Origin of the sequence: Litoribacter ruber (genome assembly GCF_018449405.1) — a bacterium.
GTDB classification, from domain to species: Bacteria; Bacteroidota; Bacteroidia; order Cytophagales; family Cyclobacteriaceae; genus Litoribacter; species Litoribacter ruber.
Genome location: NZ_JAHCMY010000001.1, coordinates 655433 through 675718, shown reverse-complemented (window position 1 = coordinate 675718; position 20286 = coordinate 655433). Strand labels below are relative to the sequence as shown.

At 46.3% G+C, this 20286-nt stretch carries 17 protein-coding genes; 11 read left to right on the top strand and 6 right to left on the bottom strand.

The annotated features are described in order from the left end of the window. Nucleotides 1-9 precede the first annotated feature (9 nt). On the bottom strand, nucleotides 10-1062 hold the full coding sequence (locus KI659_RS02890; RefSeq protein ID WP_213943825.1) for an NAD(P)/FAD-dependent oxidoreductase: 1053 nt from the start codon (nucleotides 1060-1062) through the stop codon (nucleotides 10-12). A 57-nt stretch (nucleotides 1063-1119) separates the two neighbouring features. On the opposite strand from KI659_RS02890, the gene KI659_RS02885 reads away from it, so the two are divergent. The 7 genes from KI659_RS02885 (at nucleotide 1120) to KI659_RS02855 (ending at nucleotide 8899) form a co-directional block, all read left to right on the top strand. Then, nucleotides 1120-1773: an MBL fold metallo-hydrolase gene (locus KI659_RS02885; protein WP_213943824.1), complete on the top strand. Its 654-nt coding sequence runs from the start codon at nucleotides 1120-1122 to the stop codon at nucleotides 1771-1773. After that, on the top strand, nucleotides 1770-2471 hold the full coding sequence (gene pssA / locus KI659_RS02880) for a CDP-diacylglycerol--serine O-phosphatidyltransferase (protein ID WP_213943823.1): 702 nt from the start codon (nucleotides 1770-1772) through the stop codon (nucleotides 2469-2471). Before KI659_RS02885 ends, pssA begins: the two co-directional genes overlap by 4 nt. Then, a complete protein-coding gene (gene porU / locus KI659_RS02875; RefSeq protein ID WP_213943822.1) occupies nucleotides 2458-5643 on the top strand; it encodes a type IX secretion system sortase PorU in 3186 nt (1061 codons plus the stop codon). The genes pssA and porU overlap by 14 nt, the downstream gene beginning before the upstream one ends. Beyond that, complete coding sequence (gene porV / locus KI659_RS02870; protein ID WP_213943821.1) at nucleotides 5640-6851, top strand: type IX secretion system outer membrane channel protein PorV; 1212 nt, start codon at nucleotides 5640-5642, stop codon at nucleotides 6849-6851. Before porU ends, porV begins: the two co-directional genes overlap by 4 nt. After that, a complete protein-coding gene (locus KI659_RS02865) occupies nucleotides 6851-8122 on the top strand; it encodes a M16 family metallopeptidase (protein ID WP_213943820.1) in 1272 nt (423 codons plus the stop codon). The genes porV and KI659_RS02865 overlap by 1 nt, the downstream gene beginning before the upstream one ends. 155 nt (nucleotides 8123-8277) lie before the next feature. Then, nucleotides 8278-8568, top strand: a complete 291-nt coding sequence (locus KI659_RS02860) for a nucleotidyltransferase family protein (RefSeq protein ID WP_213943819.1) — start codon at nucleotides 8278-8280, stop codon at nucleotides 8566-8568. Beyond that, complete coding sequence (locus KI659_RS02855) at nucleotides 8561-8899, top strand: HepT-like ribonuclease domain-containing protein (protein WP_213943818.1); 339 nt, start codon at nucleotides 8561-8563, stop codon at nucleotides 8897-8899. The genes KI659_RS02860 and KI659_RS02855 overlap by 8 nt, the downstream gene beginning before the upstream one ends. A gap of 6 nt (nucleotides 8900-8905) precedes the next feature. On the opposite strand, the gene KI659_RS02850 is transcribed toward KI659_RS02855, so the two are convergent. Beyond that, entirely contained in the window at nucleotides 8906-9748 is an 843-nt protein-coding gene (locus KI659_RS02850; RefSeq protein ID WP_213943817.1) for a glycosyltransferase family 2 protein, read from the bottom strand. Between the two features lie 52 nt (nucleotides 9749-9800). Here KI659_RS02850 and KI659_RS02845 point away from each other — a divergent pair, with 52 nt between their 5' ends. Next, complete coding sequence (locus KI659_RS02845) at nucleotides 9801-10679, top strand: hypothetical protein (RefSeq protein ID WP_213943816.1); 879 nt, start codon at nucleotides 9801-9803, stop codon at nucleotides 10677-10679. A 38-nt stretch (nucleotides 10680-10717) separates the two neighbouring features. After that, on the top strand, nucleotides 10718-11311 hold the full coding sequence (locus tag KI659_RS02840; RefSeq protein ID WP_213943815.1) for an IMPACT family protein: 594 nt from the start codon (nucleotides 10718-10720) through the stop codon (nucleotides 11309-11311). Nucleotides 11312-11642: 331 nt separating this feature from the next. Here the strand turns inward: KI659_RS02840 and KI659_RS02835 are convergent, their stop codons facing one another. From KI659_RS02835 to KI659_RS02825, 3 genes are read right to left on the bottom strand one after another with little or no spacing between them, the layout of a single operon-like run. Continuing rightward, nucleotides 11643-12251 (bottom strand): 3'-5' exonuclease, encoded by a 609-nt coding sequence (locus KI659_RS02835; protein WP_213943814.1) that lies wholly within the window; start codon nucleotides 12249-12251, stop codon nucleotides 11643-11645. Then, entirely contained in the window at nucleotides 12248-13735 is a 1488-nt protein-coding gene (gene nhaC, locus KI659_RS02830; RefSeq protein WP_213943813.1) for a Na+/H+ antiporter NhaC, read from the bottom strand. The genes KI659_RS02835 and nhaC overlap by 4 nt, the downstream gene beginning before the upstream one ends. A gap of 53 nt (nucleotides 13736-13788) precedes the next feature. Then, entirely contained in the window at nucleotides 13789-14913 is a 1125-nt protein-coding gene (locus tag KI659_RS02825; RefSeq protein ID WP_213943812.1) for an NAD(P)/FAD-dependent oxidoreductase, read from the bottom strand. A gap of 275 nt (nucleotides 14914-15188) precedes the next feature. On the opposite strand from KI659_RS02825, the gene KI659_RS02820 reads away from it, so the two are divergent. Both KI659_RS02820 and KI659_RS02815 read left to right on the top strand, forming a co-directional pair. Next, nucleotides 15189-15668 carry an Mpo1 family 2-hydroxy fatty acid dioxygenase gene (locus tag KI659_RS02820; RefSeq protein WP_213943811.1) on the top strand — a complete coding sequence of 160 codons (480 nt, stop codon included), beginning with the start codon at nucleotides 15189-15191 and terminating at the stop codon, nucleotides 15666-15668. Nucleotides 15669-15967: 299 nt separating this feature from the next. Beyond that, nucleotides 15968-17986, top strand: a complete 2019-nt coding sequence (locus KI659_RS02815; protein ID WP_213943810.1) for a cation:proton antiporter — start codon at nucleotides 15968-15970, stop codon at nucleotides 17984-17986. On the opposite strand, the gene KI659_RS02810 is transcribed toward KI659_RS02815, so the two are convergent. Beyond that, nucleotides 17983-20268 carry a patatin-like phospholipase family protein gene (locus tag KI659_RS02810; RefSeq protein ID WP_213943809.1) on the bottom strand — a complete coding sequence of 762 codons (2286 nt, stop codon included), beginning with the start codon at nucleotides 20266-20268 and terminating at the stop codon, nucleotides 17983-17985. The two genes, KI659_RS02815 and KI659_RS02810, sit on opposite strands and share 4 nt — an antisense overlap. Between the last annotated feature and the right edge of the window lie 18 nt (nucleotides 20269-20286).

The window sequence follows — 20286 nt, the reverse complement described above, 5'->3', positions numbered from 1 at the left end:
AACACTCTCTTAAATATACTTAAAAAAACGACTTATATTAACATCTTTATCCACTTCCTGATTTAAAAGTAATAGATTGGTCATCATTTTACTTAAATAAGGCACCAGCGAAACGCCCTTTGCCCCAAATCCATTAAAGATATAAACGCTTTCATATTCAGGATGTTTACCTAAAAATGGTTTACGATCCCTGGTGGCAGGCCGGATGCCGTAGCGGTGTGAAATTATTTTTTTCTCCCCATTACGGATTAACTTATCATATTTCTCCAAAATCTCCTCCTTGGCCCTTTCGGTCACCCCCGTATCCAGATCATGCTTGCTATAAGTAGAACCCACCTTCAATCTGCCGTCCGGAAGTGTAATTCTAAAAACACCCCTATTGATGATCTCCTCAGGCTGGAATCCCTCTTCCAGTTCCAGCACCTCCCCTTTCACCGGGGCGAATGGCAAAAAGTTGAAAAAACGGCTGTCCAGTGATCCAAGACCATTGCAATAAACAACCTTGGAAGCTTTTATCCCATTGTACTCCACATAGGCCTCCAATACTGTAAGCTTTTCCTCGTCAAATCTTTCCTGGGTCAAGAGACCTTCCCCAAGTAAATATTGCTGGTAGCTGTCCAGCATACGGTTTAGATCCACATAACCGGAATTTTTTAACATCACCCCACCGTAGGGATTCACCACCTCCTCATACAGTGGCTTGCTGATAACTTGGTCGATATAATCCTGAAAATTTTCATCCCCACTTCTGCCCATCCACTCATTGAGCTCCTCAATGGACAAAAAAGGTCTATAAATCTTTCTGGGATGGAAAAAATGGGCATCCAGTTTCTTTTCCAAAGACCGGTAGAGAGGGCCTATTTCAGGAAAAAGAGAATCAGCAAGCCACGTTTTCACCATCTTCTTTCCCGTAATGGGATTGTAAAGACCAGCTGCAATGCGGGTGCTTAGGTTGGCTTTAGGCTCATCGATTAAGTGAACGCTTTTTCCTTCCTGAATCAGGCGGTGTGACAAAACTGTACCGGCAAGCCCCTGCCCTATGAGTAAAAAATCTACTTCCATGCCCAAAATTAAAGTCTTTCTTTGTTATTTTTGGCATTCAATGAAAATGATTCCAACATGCTAGAAATAAAAACCTTTACCTTCAACCCTTTTCAGGAAAACACCTATGTCCTATATGACGAAACCAAGGAGGCTGTCATCGTAGACCCTGGCTGCTACGAAAAGGAGGAAAAAGAAATGCTGCATAACTTCATTCTTTCCAAAGGACTCAAGGTGGTCAAACTGCTCAACACCCACTGCCACATTGACCATGTGCTGGGAAATGCATTTGTCAAAAGGAAATACAGTGTGGATTTGCACGTACACCCCGACGATGAGGTGGTGCTAAAGTCAGTGGAGTCATACGCTTCCAACTACGGCTTCCAGCAATTTGAGCCCACTGCCATCGATGAATATCTCAAAGAAGGCGAAGACGTCAGGTTTGGAAACACCAACCTACAAGTCATATGGGTACCCGGTCACGCCCCTGGACACGTGGTGTTTTATCACAAAGAATCAGGAAACTGCATTGGAGGAGACACCTTATTTGAAGGAAGTATTGGCCGTACCGACTTGCCTGGTGGCGACCACGATACACTCCTAAATGCGATCAGAACCCAAATGTTTACCCTTCCTGATGAGACAGTGGTATATCCGGGTCACGGCCCTGAGACCACCATTGGACAGGAGAAAATCCACAATCCATTCGTAGGAGAAAGGGCCAGATTTTGACGATCAAAAAACACGTTCCCAACTCCCTGACAGCTTTGAACCTGATTTCAGGGATGGCCGGGATTTATTTTGTTCTAGAAGGGCAAATAACCTTTGGCGCTTATTTCATCTTTGCAGCGGCCTTTTTTGATTTCTTTGATGGCTTTGCAGCCAGGCTCCTGAATGTTTCCGGTGAGATGGGAAAGCAGATGGATTCCCTAGCTGATTTGGTCACTTTTGGGGTGTTGCCAAGCTTTATCATTTTCAAAATGCTGGAAAGCTCCTCCCCTGAGCCCTATCTGCCTTTTATAGGCTTTGCTATTGGGGTGATGTCAGCATTCCGCCTGGCAAAATTCAACATAGACACCCGTCAGACCGATAGGTTTATTGGCGTGCCTACCCCGGCTACGGCGCTATTGCTATCCACGTTGCCATTCCTTGCCGAAAAATCAGAAACAGCGTCCAATGTAATCTACAACCCGGTATTTCTGGTAGTACTCACCTTGGTCATGTCCTACTTATTGGTGGCCGAGCTTCCATTGATTGCCCTAAAATTCAAGTCATTTGGCCTTGAAGGAAATGTTTTCAGGTATTTGGTCATCCTTATTGCTGTGGCAAGTCTTTTATTCGCCGGACTGGCAGGTATACCTTTCATAATTATTTCCTACATTGTGCTGTCGATGATTGAAAGGCTCGTGAAAAGCGATGGGAAAATTTAGGCCATACCACTTTTTATTTCTGCTCATTACCTGTCTGGCCGGGCCATTTTCCCTGATGGCCCAAAGCAGCTATTTTAAATTTCCAATCACCGAAGAAGGCATCTACAAAATCACTTCCCAGCAGGCCTCCCAATTAGGCGGGGATATTTCCCAACTCAGGATCCTCGGGTATCAGGGCAGCCTGCCATCGGAACTGGACAGCAGCTTTGCCACTCTGAATGAAATCCCCGCCATGGAGATCAATGGCGAACTGTATTTTTATGCATCAGGCCCGCATTTTACCCAGCCGGACCTTGAATACCATCATCACCCCTATTCCGACACACTTTATTATCTGATCCAAACCGGTTTGCCACCAGAAAGGCAAATCGAAACGGTTGGTTCCAATCATCAAGGGGAAGTAAATACACTTGCTTACAAACTTTTCACAAAAAAAGAGGAAACCCACAACCTGCTCAACTCCGGCAGGCAATGGTGGGGCAATCGCAGTCTAAATGGTCAGTTGCAAAATCTATTCTTCAACGCCTCCACCGCCTCCCACCCCATCTATTACGATTTCAACCTCCTGGGGCAATCGGTGGGCAGCAGCAGCTATACATTCAGGCTCAACGATGAGGAAGTGGAGCAGCTGACTTTTGAGGCCATCCCCAACAGCACCTATGGCATCAAGGGCAGAACAGCCAGATCGAGTGGTTTCCATTCTATCAATGCCTCCACAGGTGTCAAAGCGAGTTTCTTATATCAAAGCTCCAACCCCAACGGCATGGGCTACATAGATTATGTGACCATCGGCCTCCCCGAGGTGCTCAGCAATCAATCAACCGGGATTTACCATTTGTTAAATAGCAAGCAAATTTCTGCCCCTGCGGGAAAATATACGTGGTCAATTGAAGCGGATGGAAACATCCAAAATCTGGAATCAGGCCTCCACCCCCTCATTTCTCCCAAAATCGCCCTTTTCGACCAGAACTCAGTCAAGGCCATCTCAAGTGTGCAAGCAGCGGATATGCAGTTGAATAATGAAGCTTTGGATGCCAACCTGCTGATCATAACTGTTCCACTTTTGCAAAACCAGGCCAGGCGATTGGCTGAGCATAGATCCAGACAGGGAATAAAGGCCAACGTGGTCGTTTTGCCTGCGATTTACGATGCCTATGGCTACGGAAACAGGGACATAGCGGCCATAAGAAATTTCATAGCCAGGGAATACCACCAAAATGGCCAGTTGCAACATGTGCTTTTAATGGGCAAAGGCACCTTTGATTATAAAGGAGTTGTGGGTGGGAGGCCGAATCTAATTCCCACTTTCACCTCCAAGGAAAGCCTCAACCCTTTGGCGACATATAGCACGGATGACTATTTTGCCCAGCTCGATTTTTCCAGCCAAAACCTTCAAATAGGCGTTGGCCGATTGCCGGCCATCAATGTTCAGGAGGCGGTGAACATGGTGGACAAATTGATTGCCTATGATAATGTTGAAAAAAACAGCGGTGAATGGCAGAGGAAAGTCCTTCTATTTGCCGATGACGGGGACAACCACCTCCACCTCAATGACTCCGAGCGTCACGCGGCCTTTTTACATGAAAACCATCCCGAACTTGTATTGGACAAGCTCTATCTGGACAATTTTGAAAAGGACCAAAAAAACAACCGCTACCCCGCGGCGGCAAAAAACCTGATTGAAAAGGTCCGGGAAGGTGTCTTGTTGATAAACTTTGTGGGTCACGGTAATGAGGAAGTACTCACGGCAGAGCAGGTTTTCCATGTATCCCAGCTGGACAACTGGCCTACACAGGCCAACCTTCCCATATTAGTAACGGCCACCTGTGAATTTGGCAGGCAGGACAGTCCGTTTCTGAGGTCCGGGGCAGAGCAAATGCTCACCCGTCCCGGAAAAGGTGCCATAGCCCTACTCACCACCGGCAGACCCGTATTTAGTTCCTCCAATTATGCCATTAATAGGGCGTTTTTGGAAGCGGCTTTTCTTAAGCCATATGGTGAAAACCTGACCTTGGGGGAAATTTATAAAGAAACCAAAAATACCGCCTCTACCAACCAGAATAATCAGAGCTTTTCCCTCATCGGCGATCCCTCTATGCGCATTGCCCTGCCGGAGCTCACCGCTTCCAAACCTGATCTCTCGATTGCTGAAAGAAAAGTGGATACTTTAAGCACCTTTGAAAACACGGCCATTGAAGCACTCATTACCGACCCGCTTACCGGCAGCCATCTTACCAATTTCAACGGCAGCTTTATCCTCTCCATTTACGGCCAGCCGGAGAGCAAGGAGACCCTTGGAAATATTGAAACTGCCACCACTTATTTGGATGAAAACCAGACCCTATTTCGGGGTGTGGGGAAAATTGAAAATGGTGTTATGAAAACAGAAATCATGCTTCCAGAAGTCGGTGAGGCTGGTGATATCCTATTGAAGATTTTTGCCCATGATGAAACCGGCGAAAGCGCCTTCAGTGCTGACAAGCTGCTGATCCAAAACCAAGGCCCTCCTTCAACCGACAGCGATGGGCCCAAAATCCGCTTCAGCCTGTTTGATTCTGAAACCCATAGAAGTATCATCCCTTCCACTCAAAGTCCACTTTTCATCTATTTGGAAGACGAAAGCGGGATTTTCATCTCTGAAAAAAATCCTGCCTGGCAACCCAGATTGACCCTTAACAGGGGATCGGAAACAGTCCTAGCCCAGCAATACCGGGCCAAAAACAACAGCTATAAGACTGGAGTAATCGCAACAGTGCTGGACAACCTGATAGAGGGGGTAAATACGCTGGAATTTTCGGCATATGATAACCATGGCAACATCTCCACGGCTACCTTGGAATTTGTGGTAGAAGGCAGCAGGAACCTCCAAATCCTTAGTCAGATGATATACCCCAACCCGGCAAGCAGCAGCACACAATTTAGGCTGCAGCACAACCGCCCAGGACAGGATCTCTCGGTTGAGGTGAAAGTCTATAATTTATGGGGTGGTGAAATTTTCACCTATTCCAAGCGTTATCCTCATGCTAATGCGGAGCTTGATGACCTAGAATGGATTTTTTTGCATACCAAAACAAAATATCCGGCAAAAGGGACTTATATTTACAAACTAGAGCTCCGGTCAGAAGCCGACGGAACTTCTGATTCTAAGAGCGGGAAACTAATTATTCAATGAAAATAAATTCAATCTCTTTCAAAGGATTTACTTTTTTATCCTTGCTTCTTCTTACGGCAACTTCCCTGCGAGCGCAAAACTCAGCTTTGCTTTCCGGTCAGGACAGAAACCGTAGACCTATTACTACAGCCGTTCCCTTTTTGAATTTTGCCCCGGATAGCCGTCATTCCGCCATGGGGGATGTGGGTGTGGCTACCACGCCTGACGCCAATTCCGCGCATTGGAATGCTGCAAAGCTTGCTTTCATTGATGATCAAATGGGTTTTTCACTTTCTTACAGCCCTTGGCTGGGAAGACTTGTGCCCGACATGTCACTGAATTACCTGACCGGTTATAAAAGAATTGATGATGTATCCGCGTTTGGGATAGACCTGCGCTATTTCAATATGGGAGACATTCAGCTTACCGATGGACGTGGAAATGAACTTGGGGAATTTACGCCTAGAGATATCGCCATCGGCGGTACTTACGCACGAAAGCTGTCAGAGGCCCTTTCCCTGGGTATTTCAGCCAGATTCATCCATTCCAACCTCTCGGGTAACGTGGGGGCTGGAGGAGGAAACGAGGGACGCCCGGGGATAAGTGTAGGGACGGACATTGGTGTATATTACCGAGATGAAGTAATGATCGCAGGACAGGAAGCCTTCTGGTCTTGGGGTGTAAATATTTCAAATATTGGCCCGAAATTGACCTACAACAGCATTGAGGACTTGGACTACATTCCTACCAATTTCAGAATAGGTACAGCTTTAGACATTCCTTTGGATGAAATGAACAGGCTAACTTTGGCTTTGGATCTCAACAAACTCATGGTGCCAACACCTCCAATTTATGCTAGAGATGAGCAAGGGAATTTGGTGACCGATAATCAGGGAAATCTGGTCATTGAAAGCGGCCGAGACCCCAATAGGCCTTTGATCAGTGGAATGTTCGGATCCTTCTTTGATGCCCCAGGAGGGTTCAGAGAGGAGATGCAGGAATTCATGATTTCCTTTGGCGCGGAGTATGCCTATGACCAGAAATTTATGGTCAGAACGGGCTATTTCCACGAAAACATCAACAAAGGTGGCAGAAAATATTTCACCATGGGTGTGGGCTTCAACTATCAGCGCTTTGGGTTTGATTTCTCCTATTTAGTGCCCCAGGTTCAAAACCATCCTTTAGCTGAGACGTTAAGATTCTCACTAGCCTATAACATTCCAAGATAATGACATTAGACCGGAGCAAAGCACCCGAATTTAAGATACCCCAAAACATCACCCTTACCCACCCAAACAAGCTTACTTTAAAAAACGGCATCAACCTTTACTTCATCCACACCCCGCACATCGACGCGGTCAAGCTGGAAGTAATCACCGAGGCCAACAAGCACCTTTTGCCTGCCGGCAAGGCCTTGGTTCCATTTTTCACCCTGCATATGTTGCTGGAAGGAACCAAAACCATGGGTTCGGCCGAAATCGACTCCTTTTTTGACCATTATGCCTCAGAGGTAAATGTTATCAGCGGCTTTGAGCAAAGCGGGATGTCGTTATTGACTACCAAAAAACATTTCATGGAAGTATTGCCGGTTTTCAGGTCCCTGTTTACCGAAGCCATATTTCCTGAAAAAGAACTGGCCAAGCGGAAATCCCAAAAGGAATTGACCATTTCTATCCAAAGAGAAGAAACTGGCGCCAGGGCCAACCAGCTTTATAGAAAGGCTTTATTCGGAAAAGAGCACCCCTACGGCTTTGTTGGGGAGGAAGTGGATGTCCAAAATGTATTCAGACAGGATTTGGTGGACTTTTATCAAACTTCCCTCATGGTCAATCCGGAAATCTATATCACCGGAAATCTTTCCGATGCCCAGGTTGAAGCGATAGCCAAAAACTTTGAGGACCTGACCGTGCTAGACATGGAAGGCACCCTCCCTGACTATGACATTTATCCCGAGCGCCGAATTGCGGAAAATCGTGACAAGGCAGTGCAGAGCAGCCTACGCCTAGGACAGCACCTCATTTCCAAAACCCACCCCGACTACCATGCACTGACGGTGTTCAACACCATATTGGGGGGATATTTTGGCAGCAGGCTGATCAAAAACATCCGAGAAGACAAGGGTCATACCTATGGCATATACAGCTCAATAGGTAGCTTAAGGCTTTCCGATTACTGGATAGTGATGGCTGACGTGCAGAAAGGCAACGCCGACTTGGTGATTGATGAGGTGTACACTGAAATTGACAAGCTGCAACAGCACCATGTAGGCACCGATGAACTGGAAACGGTGAGAAACTACATGATCGGCCACTTCCTGTCCAGTTTCAGCTCAGCCTTCGACCTTATCAGCCGTTTCAAAAACGTCAACCAGGCCGGCCTGTCCTTCGACTTCTACGATGAGCAACTCGCCTTCATCCGCCAATTCACGGCAGACGATGTGCAGAAGGTTGCACAGCGGTATTTCAACAAAAATGGAATTTTAGAAGTGGTGGTGGGGTAATTTTCTGCAGTTTTTTTGTGAATTAAATCTAAGCTCCTGCATTAAGTTAATAAACTACATTTATCTCGAAAAAGGCTATTGAATTATCTTGGAGGGATCTGAAAAGTTTAAAATAATTACCACATCCGATAGCATTATTTTTGTTATATTTAGGTATGAGGGAATTAAAAGACATAGAAAAAATTTTAAAGCAGTCCAAACAGGGGCTATCCCAGCGGTACCCAATTAAGTCTATCGCGATCTTTGGCTCTTACGCCCGAAATGAACAATCCCCTGACAGTGATTTAGACCTTTTAGTGGAGATCAACGGCAAGATTGGATCAAAATTTATCGATCTGGCGGATGAAATAGAGCAGCTGATAGGCATGAAGGTAGACCTGGTTTCCAAAAATGGAATAAAAGAAAAATACCTTAAGGCTATTAAAGATGAATTGATTTATGTCTAAAAGGGATACAAATCTTCTTCTTGAGGATATGCTGGAATCTGCAAATAAAATCAAGATATATACTCAAGACTATCCCTTCAATGATTTTCTTAATGATGATAAAACTTCTGATGCCGTAATAAGGAATTTTGAAGTTATAGGAGAGGCAGCTAATCAAATTGATCCAGATTTCCGGAAGGCTAACCCACATATTGATTGGAACAGAATTAGAGGCTTCAGAAACAGAATTGTACACAACTATTTTGGCATAGACTACCGAATTGTCTGGACTATTATTGAGGAAAATTTTGATGAGTTTATTGATCAGCTGAAAGCACTTCTTAAGGGGTGAACCCATCTAAAAAGCCAACTTAAAAAACTCCCACCCCACCTTAAAATTAGCCGACAGCAGCGCGTGCTTGGCTTCATGCAGGGCTCGACGTTTCAGGTTCCGGTTCTCAAGATCATTTTGGTTCATTGTATGGATCTTATGGCAGACCTTAAGGGTACTCCAGAGCATTTCAGAGTTTCGGAAGCGGTATTGCTGCTGGGAATAGGCATTGGCATGGAGGGTTTTCTCAACGCCCACATGGTCACTGAATACAAACGGATGCAGCCTCGCCAGTCTGCAAAGCACATCAAAATCCTCATACACCAACTCCTCATCGTATCCGCCGATATTCTTTAGCATTTCCGTTCGAAATACCATAGTTACAGTCGATATGCAGTACTGATGGATCACATGGAGGTACACGTCGCCAAACTCTTTTATGGGCGGGCCAAACCGGTTTTGATCATAAAATCTATAGCGCGTATCCCCCTTCACCAGTAAGGCGTCCGAAAAGCTTACCGCAGCCGTAGGATGCAATTCAAGCTTTTGGATGGACTTGGACAGATGTCCGTCAAGCAATCTGTCATCTCCCGAAAGGTCCACCAGATAATCACCTCGACATTCCCGAAGGGCTTCATTGAAGGATTTGCAGTAATTGATAGACTCCTTGCGGAAAATCAGTTTGGGAGGAAAAGACGGATGTTTGGCCAGCCATTTTTCAATTTCTGCACTACTTCCATCCCTGCTCCCATTATCAATAACAAAAAGCTCCACCTCCACCCCTTTTTGGGCAAGTACGCTGTCCAAGGCGGACTGTATATAGGCTTCCTGGTTGTAGCAGGTACAGATAACAGTAACTAATGGCACCATGGAGACGAATATAGCTTTTTTATTTGCCTATTTCTTCCAAAATTTACCGCCCATGATTTATTTATTACTCTGTATCCTGGCCAACTTGCTCATCTTTGTGGTTTTCCGCCTTTATCCCAGGCTGGGCATCCCGACTTTTCCGGCCATCACCATGAATTATTTCTTCTGTGTGCTCACCGGCTTTCTATTCGACTTTGGGGACCTGAAAACCTATTTCAGCAACATAAATGCTTTTCCCGCATGGGGTTATCTGGCAGTATTTCTGAGCTTTGCCTTTATTCTCACTTTTACCCTGATGGCCAGAACGACCCAGCTTTTCGGAGTCACCGTAGGGGCGATAGCGTCCAAATTATCACTGGTCATCCCAGTATCCTTTAGCCTCTTGATTTTCTCCAAAGGCCAGGCGGCTTTCACAGCACTCAATTATCTGGGCATAGCCTTGGCATTGGTGGCCATTGTGCTGGCCTCCATCAAAAAGGAAAAAAGGGACATCAACCTTCCTAGAGGAGCGACCTTGCTGCTGCCTATTTCCATCTTCCTCTTGGGTGGCATGCTGGACACACTCATCAACTTGGCCAACATCCGCTACCTGAGCCCCGCCGAAGATGCGGTATTCGTAACTTCAATCTTTGTACTTACCTTTTGCTGGGGAATGGGAAGGCTCTTATATTTAAAACTTAAAATCACCCGAAAAGCCATTCTGGGAGGGCTGATGTTGGGCTTGCCCAATTACTTTTCGATGATCTTCCTGCTCAAAAGCCTTGAAGCCTTTGGCGGAAACGGGGCCCTGATTTACCCCTTGGTCAATATTGGCATCATCGTAAGCGGCACCTTGGTTTCCGTCACGCTGTTCAAAGACAGACTCATGCCCATTAATCTGCTTGGCGTGGCCATGTCATTAATTGCTTTGGTCCTGATCAGCTGGAAATAATTGATTCCTGTAAAGCTATCTAGTAACTTGCACTTTCTATGGACGACACCTACTTAACCCTTGCCGGAGAATCAGAAAGCCTTTATAAAGAAAAGGGCAGCAAATTTTTAGCTTTTGCCTATCCAGTGAGTGATGAGGATGAAATCAAGGAAAGGTTGGAGGCGCTTCGCAAAAAATACTACGATGCCCGGCACCACTGCTATGCCTACATGTTGGGAAAGGATCAGGATCAATACCGGGCCAATGATGACGGGGAGCCCAACCATTCGGCTGGAGACCCCATACTTGGACAAATCCGCTCGCACAACCTCACTAATGTACTAATTGTGGTGGTACGTTATTTTGGAGGCACAAAACTGGGAGTGGGTGGCCTGATCACGGCCTACAAATCTGCAGCGGCGGAAGCCATTGAAAGCAATCAGATCATCACAGAGATTGTCACTCTCCCCATCAAATTCACTTTTGACTACTTGGACATGAACGATGTCATGCGCCTGATCAAAGATTACGACCTCACCATCAAATCCCAAGACTTCGACAACACCTGCAAAATGGCCATCCGAGTAAGAGAAGCCAATTACGAGATAGTCAAGGAGAAATTAGGGGATATCGGGTCGGTTAAGATTTTGTAAGTACGAAGGAAGAAGGGGCAAAATAACCACAGAGGAGCCTCAGAGAACCCAGAGAAAAAGTGTCAAGTAAATTTAGGATCTAACAGGACCGTAAACCTCTTCGCGGTAAGAAATGGGTCACGGAGTTTCTCAGGGTTTAAAATGGAGTTTCACAGAGCTTCTACGTGGAAAAAGTTGAAAAAGTGAATAAAACATCAAGGCAAGAAATGACACCAAACCATTGGCGCAGCCAATGCCCCCGCCGCGAATACGTGGTACCTGGTACCTGGTACTTGGTACCCCCACGTGCCCTAACTTAGTACTTAGTACATAATACTTAGTACATAGTCCATCAAAACCCCCTCTTAAACAACTCCTCCAAATACCCCTTCCTCTCCAGTTCATGGAAAATTTCCAGGCAGGCCCAGGCATCGGTGGCGGCGTAGCGTTTTTGCTTTTCGGTGAGAAGGTCGGCTTCCCAATTGGATACCTGCTCGGATTTGGAAATACGGATATTGAGAACCATGGCACTGAGGTTTCGCACACCTACATTATGAAACCCTATTTTCTTGAGCTCTTCGTTGAGGTCGAAAAAGGATTCTGGCTGGAAGGATTTGTTGAGCTTTTTGAGGGCTTTGAGATCATCTCTCACTGCGGCTCCTATTTTCACAATGGAAGGCTCCTCCAGAAGTTCTTTCAATGGATCGGAAAATCCAACCTGGTTTAAGCGGACCAAATAAGCCTTGTCTGGGGTGGAAAGCTGCAGCAAGGCCACATCGTACATCACCCCTTTTCGAAAGGCAGGCCTGGTCTCCGTATCAAAACCCAACCTGTTCTCTTGGCCCAACTCTCTTATCAATTCGGGTAAGCCCTTGGGTTCGTCTACTAGGACAATATCGCCCTCAAACTGACCCAACGGTAATTCATTTACTTCTGTTTTTGATATTCTTAATGGGATCATACAGCCACTTCTTCTTTTTCTTTGATTTCCTCCATCTCCTCTTTCGAGTAATAGTTGATGCCGATGTTCAGGTAACCGAACAGGATGGTCATGAACGGACTGATTATGTTGAAAAAACAATACGGCAGGTAGGTTAAGGTAGCCACGCCTAAAACGGACGCCTGAGTCGCCCCGCAGGTGTTCCAGGGCACCAGCACAGAGGTAACAGTAGCACAGTCCTCTAAAGTTCTACTGAGGTTCTCTCCTTTCAGACCTCTTTTCTTATAAATATCGGCATACATCCTTCCCGGCACCAAAATGGCCAGATACTGATCGGAAGTAGTGACGTTGAAAAACATACAGGTACCGGCTGTGGAAGCGATAAGGGAGCCCAAGGAATGTACTTTTCTGATCACTGCCTCGGCAATAACCTTTAGCATGCCGCTCTCCTCCATAATTCCCCCAAAAATCATCGCACAGATAATTAGCCAAATGGTATTGAGCATACCGGCCATTCCTCCTGTGATCAGCAGTTCATTTACCACTTCGTTGGAGGTGACCACGCTGATTTCTCCATACAGGGCCATCATCACCGACTTGAAGGCCTGGTAGGCAAAGCCTTTATCAGGCTCCTCGGCAAGCGCCACAATGATATCGGGTTGGAAAATTATGGCAAACACCCCGCCAAGCAAAGCTCCTGTCAACAGAGCTGGCACAGCGGGCACTTTTTTCAATATCATCAACAGTACCACACCAGGTACAATAAATAGCCAGCCAGAGATTTGAAACCTTTCCAAGATCACCTCAGAAATCTGTTTCACCTGTTTTACAGACCCCTCCGCACTGCTCATCCAGCCTATCACTCCAAATATGATCAGGGCAATAATGATGGAAGGCACGGTGGTTTTGGCCATGTGTCTGATGTGGGTGAAAAGATCCGTACCCGCCATGGCTGGGGCCAAATTGGTGGTATCTGAAAGGGGAGACATCTTATCCCCAAAATAAGCGCCAGAGATAATAGCACCCGCGATCAAGCCCTCCTCAAAACCCAGCGCCCTTCCAATACCGAGCAGGGCAACCCCTACCGTGGCCACGGTCGTCCAGCTACTTCCCGTAGCGATGGATACTATGGCGCTGACAATACAGGCGGCAATTAGGAATATGGTGGGGTTTAGAATCTGAAGGCCGTAATAGATCATGGCCGGCACGATCCCACTGAGCATCCAAGTTCCTGCCAGGGAACCTATGAGCAGCAAAATCAAGATGGACGACATGGCCGCACTGATGCTTTTGACGATCCCGTCCTGCAGGGTTTCCCATTGTATTTTTAGTCTGAAAACCGCAACCAGTGCCGCGACAGCAGAGGAAATCACCAAGACCATCTGGTTGGAGCCGGAAAGCCCGTCGGTACCAAAAATGCCAATATTGATGACCAATAAAACTATAAGAAATGCTATCGGGAATAATGCTTCTAATAAGCTTGGCTGCTTCTGTTTTGTCAACATCAAGTGTACTTCAGTATTTTACAAACGTTGAAATTAATAAAAAATAATGGATTTTATGCCTTTTCAAACAGGTTTACCAACTCTTTGGCGGCTTGCCAACCTATTGCTACTCCCATTCCGCCCATTCGTATGGCAACCCCTGTACATTCATCAAGTTTTTGTACTACGGGAGTTTTATTGCTGCCAAAGGCCATGATGCCTGACCACTCCATCTCGAATTTCACTGACTGCCCCGGAAAAATCACCTCGTTGGTCAGCTTGACCAGGTAGTCTTTGATCACCTGGTTTACACCAAAAATATCCGTCTCCTCATCTTCAAAGGCCATATTTCTCCCTCCACCTATCAAAAGTCTGTCCTCCACATTTCTGAAATAAGTATAACCCTTATCAAAGTGAAAAGCCCCCTTCCAGGCCAGCCCGGGTATAGGTTCCGACACCAGCACAGTACCCCTGCCGGGCTTCATGTCGATTTCAGGCAAAAGCTGTTTGGTGAATGCATTTGTGCAAATGGCAATTTTTTGGCCAAAAAACTCAATTTGGGAACTATAAACCGGGTTATCCACTTTTACAATCCCATTTTCCCGATCGATACCTGTCACCTCGGCCCCTGTAAGTAATTGCACATCCAAGGAATGGCATTTCCGCCAAAGGGCTTTAAGAAACTTACCTGAATCCAGTTGCCCTTCCAGGTCATTCCTCACAACAGCTTTCACGGCGGGGGAAAAACCGAATTTCTTTACGTTCTTCTCCATATGAAAAACATCCTCCCCAAATAGATCCTTCAGCAGGGAGTTGACCAGATAAATTTTTTCCAGGCTGCGATGGTCTTCTTCTCTGAACATCTCATAACCGCCCAAGGACTCATAGCCCAACTCATGGTCTCCAAAAACCTCCCTGATTTCCGACAGGCCGCTAAACCTTCTGGCTACCAGTTCCAGTACCTCGTCCTCATCCATGTGGTAGAGGTCGTCCAAGATTTCGGTAAGACTTCCAAAGCAAGCAAAACCTGCATTTCTGGAGCTTGCCCCACTCGGAAAAATCCCCCTTTCCAACACCAGAACCGATTTTTTGGGGAACTTGACCTTGAGGTGAATGGCCGTGGAGAGCCCCACAATCCCGGCTCCCACCACAATGAAATCGTAATTGATAAAGTTTTTCTTTTCCCAGTAGCTTAGCATAGAAGAAGTTTTTAGAGACGGAAGACGGAAGACCGGAGACCGGAATTATACTCGGGATTTAACGTTCTCCCGTCTTCAAACTACTCACATTTATTCGTGATAAAATCATGTATATCCGCAATAGCACTAGGCTTCGGTCTTCGGTCTTCCGTCCCGCCGATCAAAGGAAATTACTCTTGCTGGCATCATTGTGAATAATCATATAAAATATTCAGCCCAATTTAGTATATTAATGGATGGATTAAAATACAAGCTACATTTATACCCATGGGAATATGAGAAAAATTGATGAATTACTGGCTGAATACGGGGTGAGCCACCAGAACCCTACCAACAAAACTATCCACTGGGTCTGTGTGCCGGCTATATTTTTCAGCATTGTCGGTCTGGTTTTCAGCATTCCCCAGGGTCCATTGGAAAATCTCCAGCCCCTGTTGGGCAACTTCGCCAACTGGGCGACATTGGTGCTGGCCATTGTACTGATCTATTATGCGCTGCTTTCGCCTCCCCTGGCACTGGGCATGTTTTTATTTTCGGCCATCTGCCTGGCAGTAGCCAATCTGATATCCATCCTCTCACCGGTCCCATTGTGGGCAGTCAGTCTGATCATCTTCATCCTGGCTTGGATTTTCCAATTCTACGGCCACAAAATAGAGGGCAAAAAACCCTCCTTCATCAAAGACGTACAGTTCCTCCTGATCGGTCCAGCTTGGCTGATGCATTTTATTTATAAGCGGTTTGGGTTTGCGTATTGAAAAATTGTACTAGGTACGAAGTACTATGTTCTAAGATTAAAAAAGTGGGAATGGTATTCTCTAATTCAACATCCATTTAATAAATTATGGGCTAGTAAAAGGAGGGCTTAAAATCTCGCCCTCTAATATGTTTTCACGAAGCAGCCTTTGCGTTACTTCTTTTAAACTTCGTGCCCTTTGTGCCCCATTTCAATTCCAATTTCAGAATTCCTCCTCCCCGCCCATTTTTTTCTTTTATCCCGCCACTTTCGAGCTTTTAGCTTATTTTTGTAATTCACCTAATTTGCGACCACCACTACATGGCTCCAATTTTAGCATCTGTCGAACTCCCACTGCTTTCGGATATAGTGGTAATATTTGGATTGGCGACGCTGGTGATCCTGCTCTTTACCAGGTTTAAAATCCCGACTATTATAGGGTTTCTGCTTACAGGGGCTATTGCGGGCCCTTATGGACTCTCTTTGGTGACGGCCTCTACTGCTGTAGAGGTGCTCTCAGAGATTGGCGTCATCTTGCTGCTATTTGTCATAGGGATGGAGTTTTCCCTCAAGAGCCTCCTGAGCATCAAAAAAGCCGTCTTCATCGGTGGCGCCCTGCAGGTGGGGCTGACGATCGCTGCCACTACCCTACTCACTTACTTTTTGGGCTTCGACTGGAACATTGCCGTTTTTTTCGGATTCCTGTTTGCACTTAGTAGTACCGCTATAGTACTCAAACTTCTCCAAGAAGCCGGACAGGTGAATACCATTTCGGGGCGTACCACCTTGGCCATTCTGATTTTTCAGGATGTGACCATCGTGCCTTTTATGCTCTTCACCCCGATGCTGGCTGGAGAGTCGGACAATGTCGCCCTTTCCCTGATGTACATGGCCCTCAAGGGAGCCTTGGTGATTTTGCTTACCATCCTGAGCGCCAAATACCTGATGCCCAACCTCCTCTTTAGGGTAGCCAAAACAAGGAATGCAGAGCTTTTCCTTTTGACCATCATTGTTACCTGTTTTGCGGTAGCTTACCTGACTTCACTACTTGGTCTTTCCCTAGGACTTGGGGCATTTTTGGCTGGCTTGATCATCAGCGAATCCGACTACAGCCACCACGCCACGGGTAAAATTTTGCCTTTTAGGGAGATTTTCCTGAGCTTTTTCTTCGTGTCTGTGGGGATGTTGTTTGACGTCACCTTCCTCTATGAGCATTTTTTCATCATCGCCGGACTCGTGTTGCTAACATTTGCAGTAAAGTTTATCATAGCCTCCATAGCCGTCAAATCCATAGGTGCCTCGCTGGAGGAGGCCTTTATAGTAGGCTTTTCCCTTTTTCAAGTGGGGGAATTTTCCCTTTTGTTGGCAAAAGAGGGCTTTAGGTACAATCTGCTGGATGATACCACTTACCAGTATTTCTTGGCAATTTCTATCCTCACCATGGCCATCACCCCTTTTGTGTTGAAGAAAAGGGTGCATTTTGCCTACAAGCTATGCAGGGTACCTCTGCCGGCCAAACTGAAAAGGAAAATCAAAACTGGAAACTCTGAACCAGCTCCTGGTCTGGCAGAAGACAACGAGCTCAAAGACCATCTGATCATCATTGGGTATGGACTCAATGGCCGGAACCTTTCCCGCGCAGCCAAAAGGGCAAATATCCCCTATGCCATCATCGAGATGAACCCCGAAACCGTGCGCACAGAATCGGCCAACGGGGAACCCATTATTTATGGCGACGCGGCAAATGAATCCGTTTTGGAGCATGTCAACATCCATAGCGCTCGAGTGGTAGTGGTGGCTATATCGGATAGTGATGCCACCAAAGGGATCATCGCAAATGTGCGCCATTTCAACCAAAATGCCTTCCTAATGGTAAGAACTAGGTATGTCAATGAAATTGACGAGAATATCAAACTCGGCGCCGACGAGGTCATCCCGGAGGAGTTTGAGACCAGCATCGAAATCTTTACCCGGGTGCTCAACAAGTACCTGGTGCCCCGGCATGACGTGGAAGATTTCACCAAGGAAGTCCGAAGCCATAATTATGAAATGTTCCGCAGCCCCACCGGCACGGCTTCATCAGAGTTTGGTTTTGACCTGCCGGAGATCAATTTTGTCAGTCTCAAGGTGGAAAAGGATTCCGGGGATTACATCGGTGTCAAGCTGAAGGACATGAATATCAGAGAAGACCTGGGGCTCAATATTGTAGCCATCAAACGCAAGGGACGAACCTTCACCGATCTCACCGGAGACACCAGGTTCAAGCTTGGCGATATCGTCTATGTGGTAGGCAAACCAGAGCAAATCAAAATGCTGGAAGAGGAACTGGAGGTCAATTAATCCGACCCAAACATTTCCTCGAGTCGCCTGAGTGACTTTTGATTAAAAGGGCTGTGGATGCTTTCGATTATAGAGCGCTTTTCCCTGGCGGTCAATCGCCAGTTGAGCGATGCCCGCTGGATTTCGACCTCTTCCTGCTTGAGCTCCTCCGGTTTGTCCAGGTAGCCTTCCCGCTCTTCCAAATAGGAGCGGGTGCTATACTCAAATTCAACTCTTTCCATCTCCACAGCGAGGATCTCCTTCATATAATTGTACAGCACCTCGTTGTGAAGCGTCTGCACATTATCCCAATTGATGTAAATATTTTTGAGTGGGGTTACCAGCTTTTGGGAAATGGAAGGAGGAAGCTTGGGCTCGATGTCGGTAAACTTTTCAGAATCCCTAATGGTCAGCAGCACCACACCGGAGGTATTTTCACTGATCCAGTCATTGAAAACATACAGGAACCTCATGGCATCCTGCACCCCGAAATTATCAGAAAGCCCGGCATCCATGATCTCCATCTGAGGTTCAGAGGGCAGCTGTATATTTGGCGTGATAAAGGGAAAGGTGGCCCCCATCCTTAATGCACTAATAAACCTAAGGTTATCAGCATCGTGGGCTGCAAAAAACCTTTTAAAATCAATTCCCTGGCTTTTCTCCCTAAATCCATCCGCCCTTCCCATGGAAATACCCATGTAGCTCATGGAGTGCGGCGAGATAAACAATTTGCGCGCATCATTGATAATCAGCGGGGTGATAGGCATCATGGGAATTAGGGCCTCCCTTTCAGGTTTTTCATACTCCCTGATAGGTTTATCCAAAATCCCATTTGTGTTGATGTTAAGCTGGCTTTCAAAGGCATACCCCCTGTCTTGGAGATATTTTCTCCCGTTATAATCAAAATAGCGGTTTCTGATCAACAGATCATTGACCAATAAGGTGAAAATAATAGGGTTCAGGTTATCCGAGGAAATTTGCTGCAAATATGTGAAATCAGTGATATCCAGCATTGGGTCCTGCAAGGATCGGAGGTATAGCTCCCTGAAAAATCCCGCCCCGATCATTCCGCCTGAGGCACCGGATATTAGACGGGTTTGCTCAAACAGTTTTCCATTAGTGTGCTTATGCGCATGTTGCAGCACATTCACCGTCCACAGCGCGGCCCGCTGCCCTCCTCCACTGGTGGCCACCATCACCATTTTGGGATTTTCCCCTTCGGGAAAACTGGACCTCCAGCGGTTAAGGATTTCTAATGTTCTTTCCCTGTCTTTTTGCACGGTATCCTGGTGCAGGATTTCATTTACCGTGGCCAGGTTGTATTTTTTGGGATCTATGGTATAGTCCAGTCCAAAAGCCGTATGGGGCCGGTTGAGCAAAGGGGTTTTTGATGCCATATTGATCACCACGAAAAAGGCTATGGCAACAGGTGTGGCCCATCCCCGCAACCAAAAGCTGATTGCCCCCACCCCCATGGTCAGGATGGCCAAGAGCAGCGTGGAGCTCATCGCTGCTGGAAATTGCAAGAACTTTTCCTCCCTGAAAAAACCAAGGAATAAGATAAAGATCACCAGGAAGGTCTGCAGAATAAACAAGTTGAGATGGTTTTGGTCAAAAACCCGCAGCAACTGGTTTCCCTCAAACCTGAACAAATCCTGCCTTACTTCCCGAAGTTTTAAAGAAGTATCCAGATAGGTCAAAACCTTTTCACGGGTTTTCTTCCGATCCTTGTACCTGCTGATCACATTGGCCCGGGGGATGGAAGTTTTTCGGAGCTTTTTGTCCAGGGTATCGGCAAAAAGCAAAAAGAAATCTTTATTGGTAAACCCAAAATAGGTAAAAAGCAATATATAAGTCAGCAAAGTACCACCAATAAATCCGAGTAAAAACTGGGCAATCAGCCAGTTATTTTCCAGATCATTGTCCAGCTGAAACCGGATGACTGCGAAAATATAGACCCCATAAAAGAGCAGCGGGATGATACCATTGTTCACACAAAACTGTAGAAAGGGACGGGGCAGGATGGCCAGAAACTTGAACTTGGAGGCATCCATGATATATACCGTCATATGGAAGGCCATCGTATAGATGGCAAAACCGATCCCCACAAGGAAAAAACCCACCCAGCTGACTTCGTTGAGGTATTCGGGATCCAGAAAGAGGTATGGAATGCCCAATACCTTGCCAAACCCCTCGAGTGCGATGACCGCAAGAAGCACCCAAATACCGATCAGCAGGATGTTTTTGCGCAGATGCAGAATCAAGAGCTGTATCGGGAAACTGTAAAAAAGTTTATTCCACATGTAGGGTGTCTTTTTTGA

Excerpts from the sequence above, each read along its gene's own strand:
- KI659_RS02840 (WP_213943815.1), top strand. The coding sequence starts at position 10,718 with ATGGACGACACCTACTTAACCCTTGCCGGAGAATCAGAAAGCCTTTAT.
- porV (WP_213943821.1), top strand. The coding sequence starts at position 5,640 with ATGAAAATAAATTCAATCTCTTTCAAAGGATTTACTTTTTTATCCTTG.
- KI659_RS02855 (WP_213943818.1), top strand. The coding sequence starts at position 8,561 with ATGTCTAAAAGGGATACAAATCTTCTTCTTGAGGATATGCTGGAATCT.
- KI659_RS02825 (WP_213943812.1), bottom strand. The coding sequence starts at position 14,913 with ATGCTAAGCTACTGGGAAAAGAAAAACTTTATCAATTACGATTTCATT.
- KI659_RS02890 (WP_213943825.1), bottom strand. The coding sequence starts at position 1,062 with ATGGAAGTAGATTTTTTACTCATAGGGCAGGGGCTTGCCGGTACAGTT.
- KI659_RS02810 (WP_213943809.1), bottom strand. The coding sequence starts at position 20,268 with ATGTGGAATAAACTTTTTTACAGTTTCCCGATACAGCTCTTGATTCTG.
- nhaC (WP_213943813.1), bottom strand. The coding sequence starts at position 13,735 with ATGTTGACAAAACAGAAGCAGCCAAGCTTATTAGAAGCATTATTCCCG.
- porU (WP_213943822.1), top strand. The coding sequence starts at position 2,458 with ATGGGAAAATTTAGGCCATACCACTTTTTATTTCTGCTCATTACCTGT.
- KI659_RS02815 (WP_213943810.1), top strand. The coding sequence starts at position 15,968 with ATGGCTCCAATTTTAGCATCTGTCGAACTCCCACTGCTTTCGGATATA.
- KI659_RS02850 (WP_213943817.1), bottom strand. The coding sequence starts at position 9,748 with ATGGTGCCATTAGTTACTGTTATCTGTACCTGCTACAACCAGGAAGCC.
- KI659_RS02860 (WP_213943819.1), top strand. The coding sequence starts at position 8,278 with ATGAGGGAATTAAAAGACATAGAAAAAATTTTAAAGCAGTCCAAACAG.
- KI659_RS02835 (WP_213943814.1), bottom strand. The coding sequence starts at position 12,251 with ATGATCCCATTAAGAATATCAAAAACAGAAGTAAATGAATTACCGTTG.
- KI659_RS02865 (WP_213943820.1), top strand. The coding sequence starts at position 6,851 with ATGACATTAGACCGGAGCAAAGCACCCGAATTTAAGATACCCCAAAAC.
- KI659_RS02820 (WP_213943811.1), top strand. The coding sequence starts at position 15,189 with ATGAGAAAAATTGATGAATTACTGGCTGAATACGGGGTGAGCCACCAG.
- KI659_RS02885 (WP_213943824.1), top strand. The coding sequence starts at position 1,120 with ATGCTAGAAATAAAAACCTTTACCTTCAACCCTTTTCAGGAAAACACC.
- KI659_RS02845 (WP_213943816.1), top strand. The coding sequence starts at position 9,801 with ATGATTTATTTATTACTCTGTATCCTGGCCAACTTGCTCATCTTTGTG.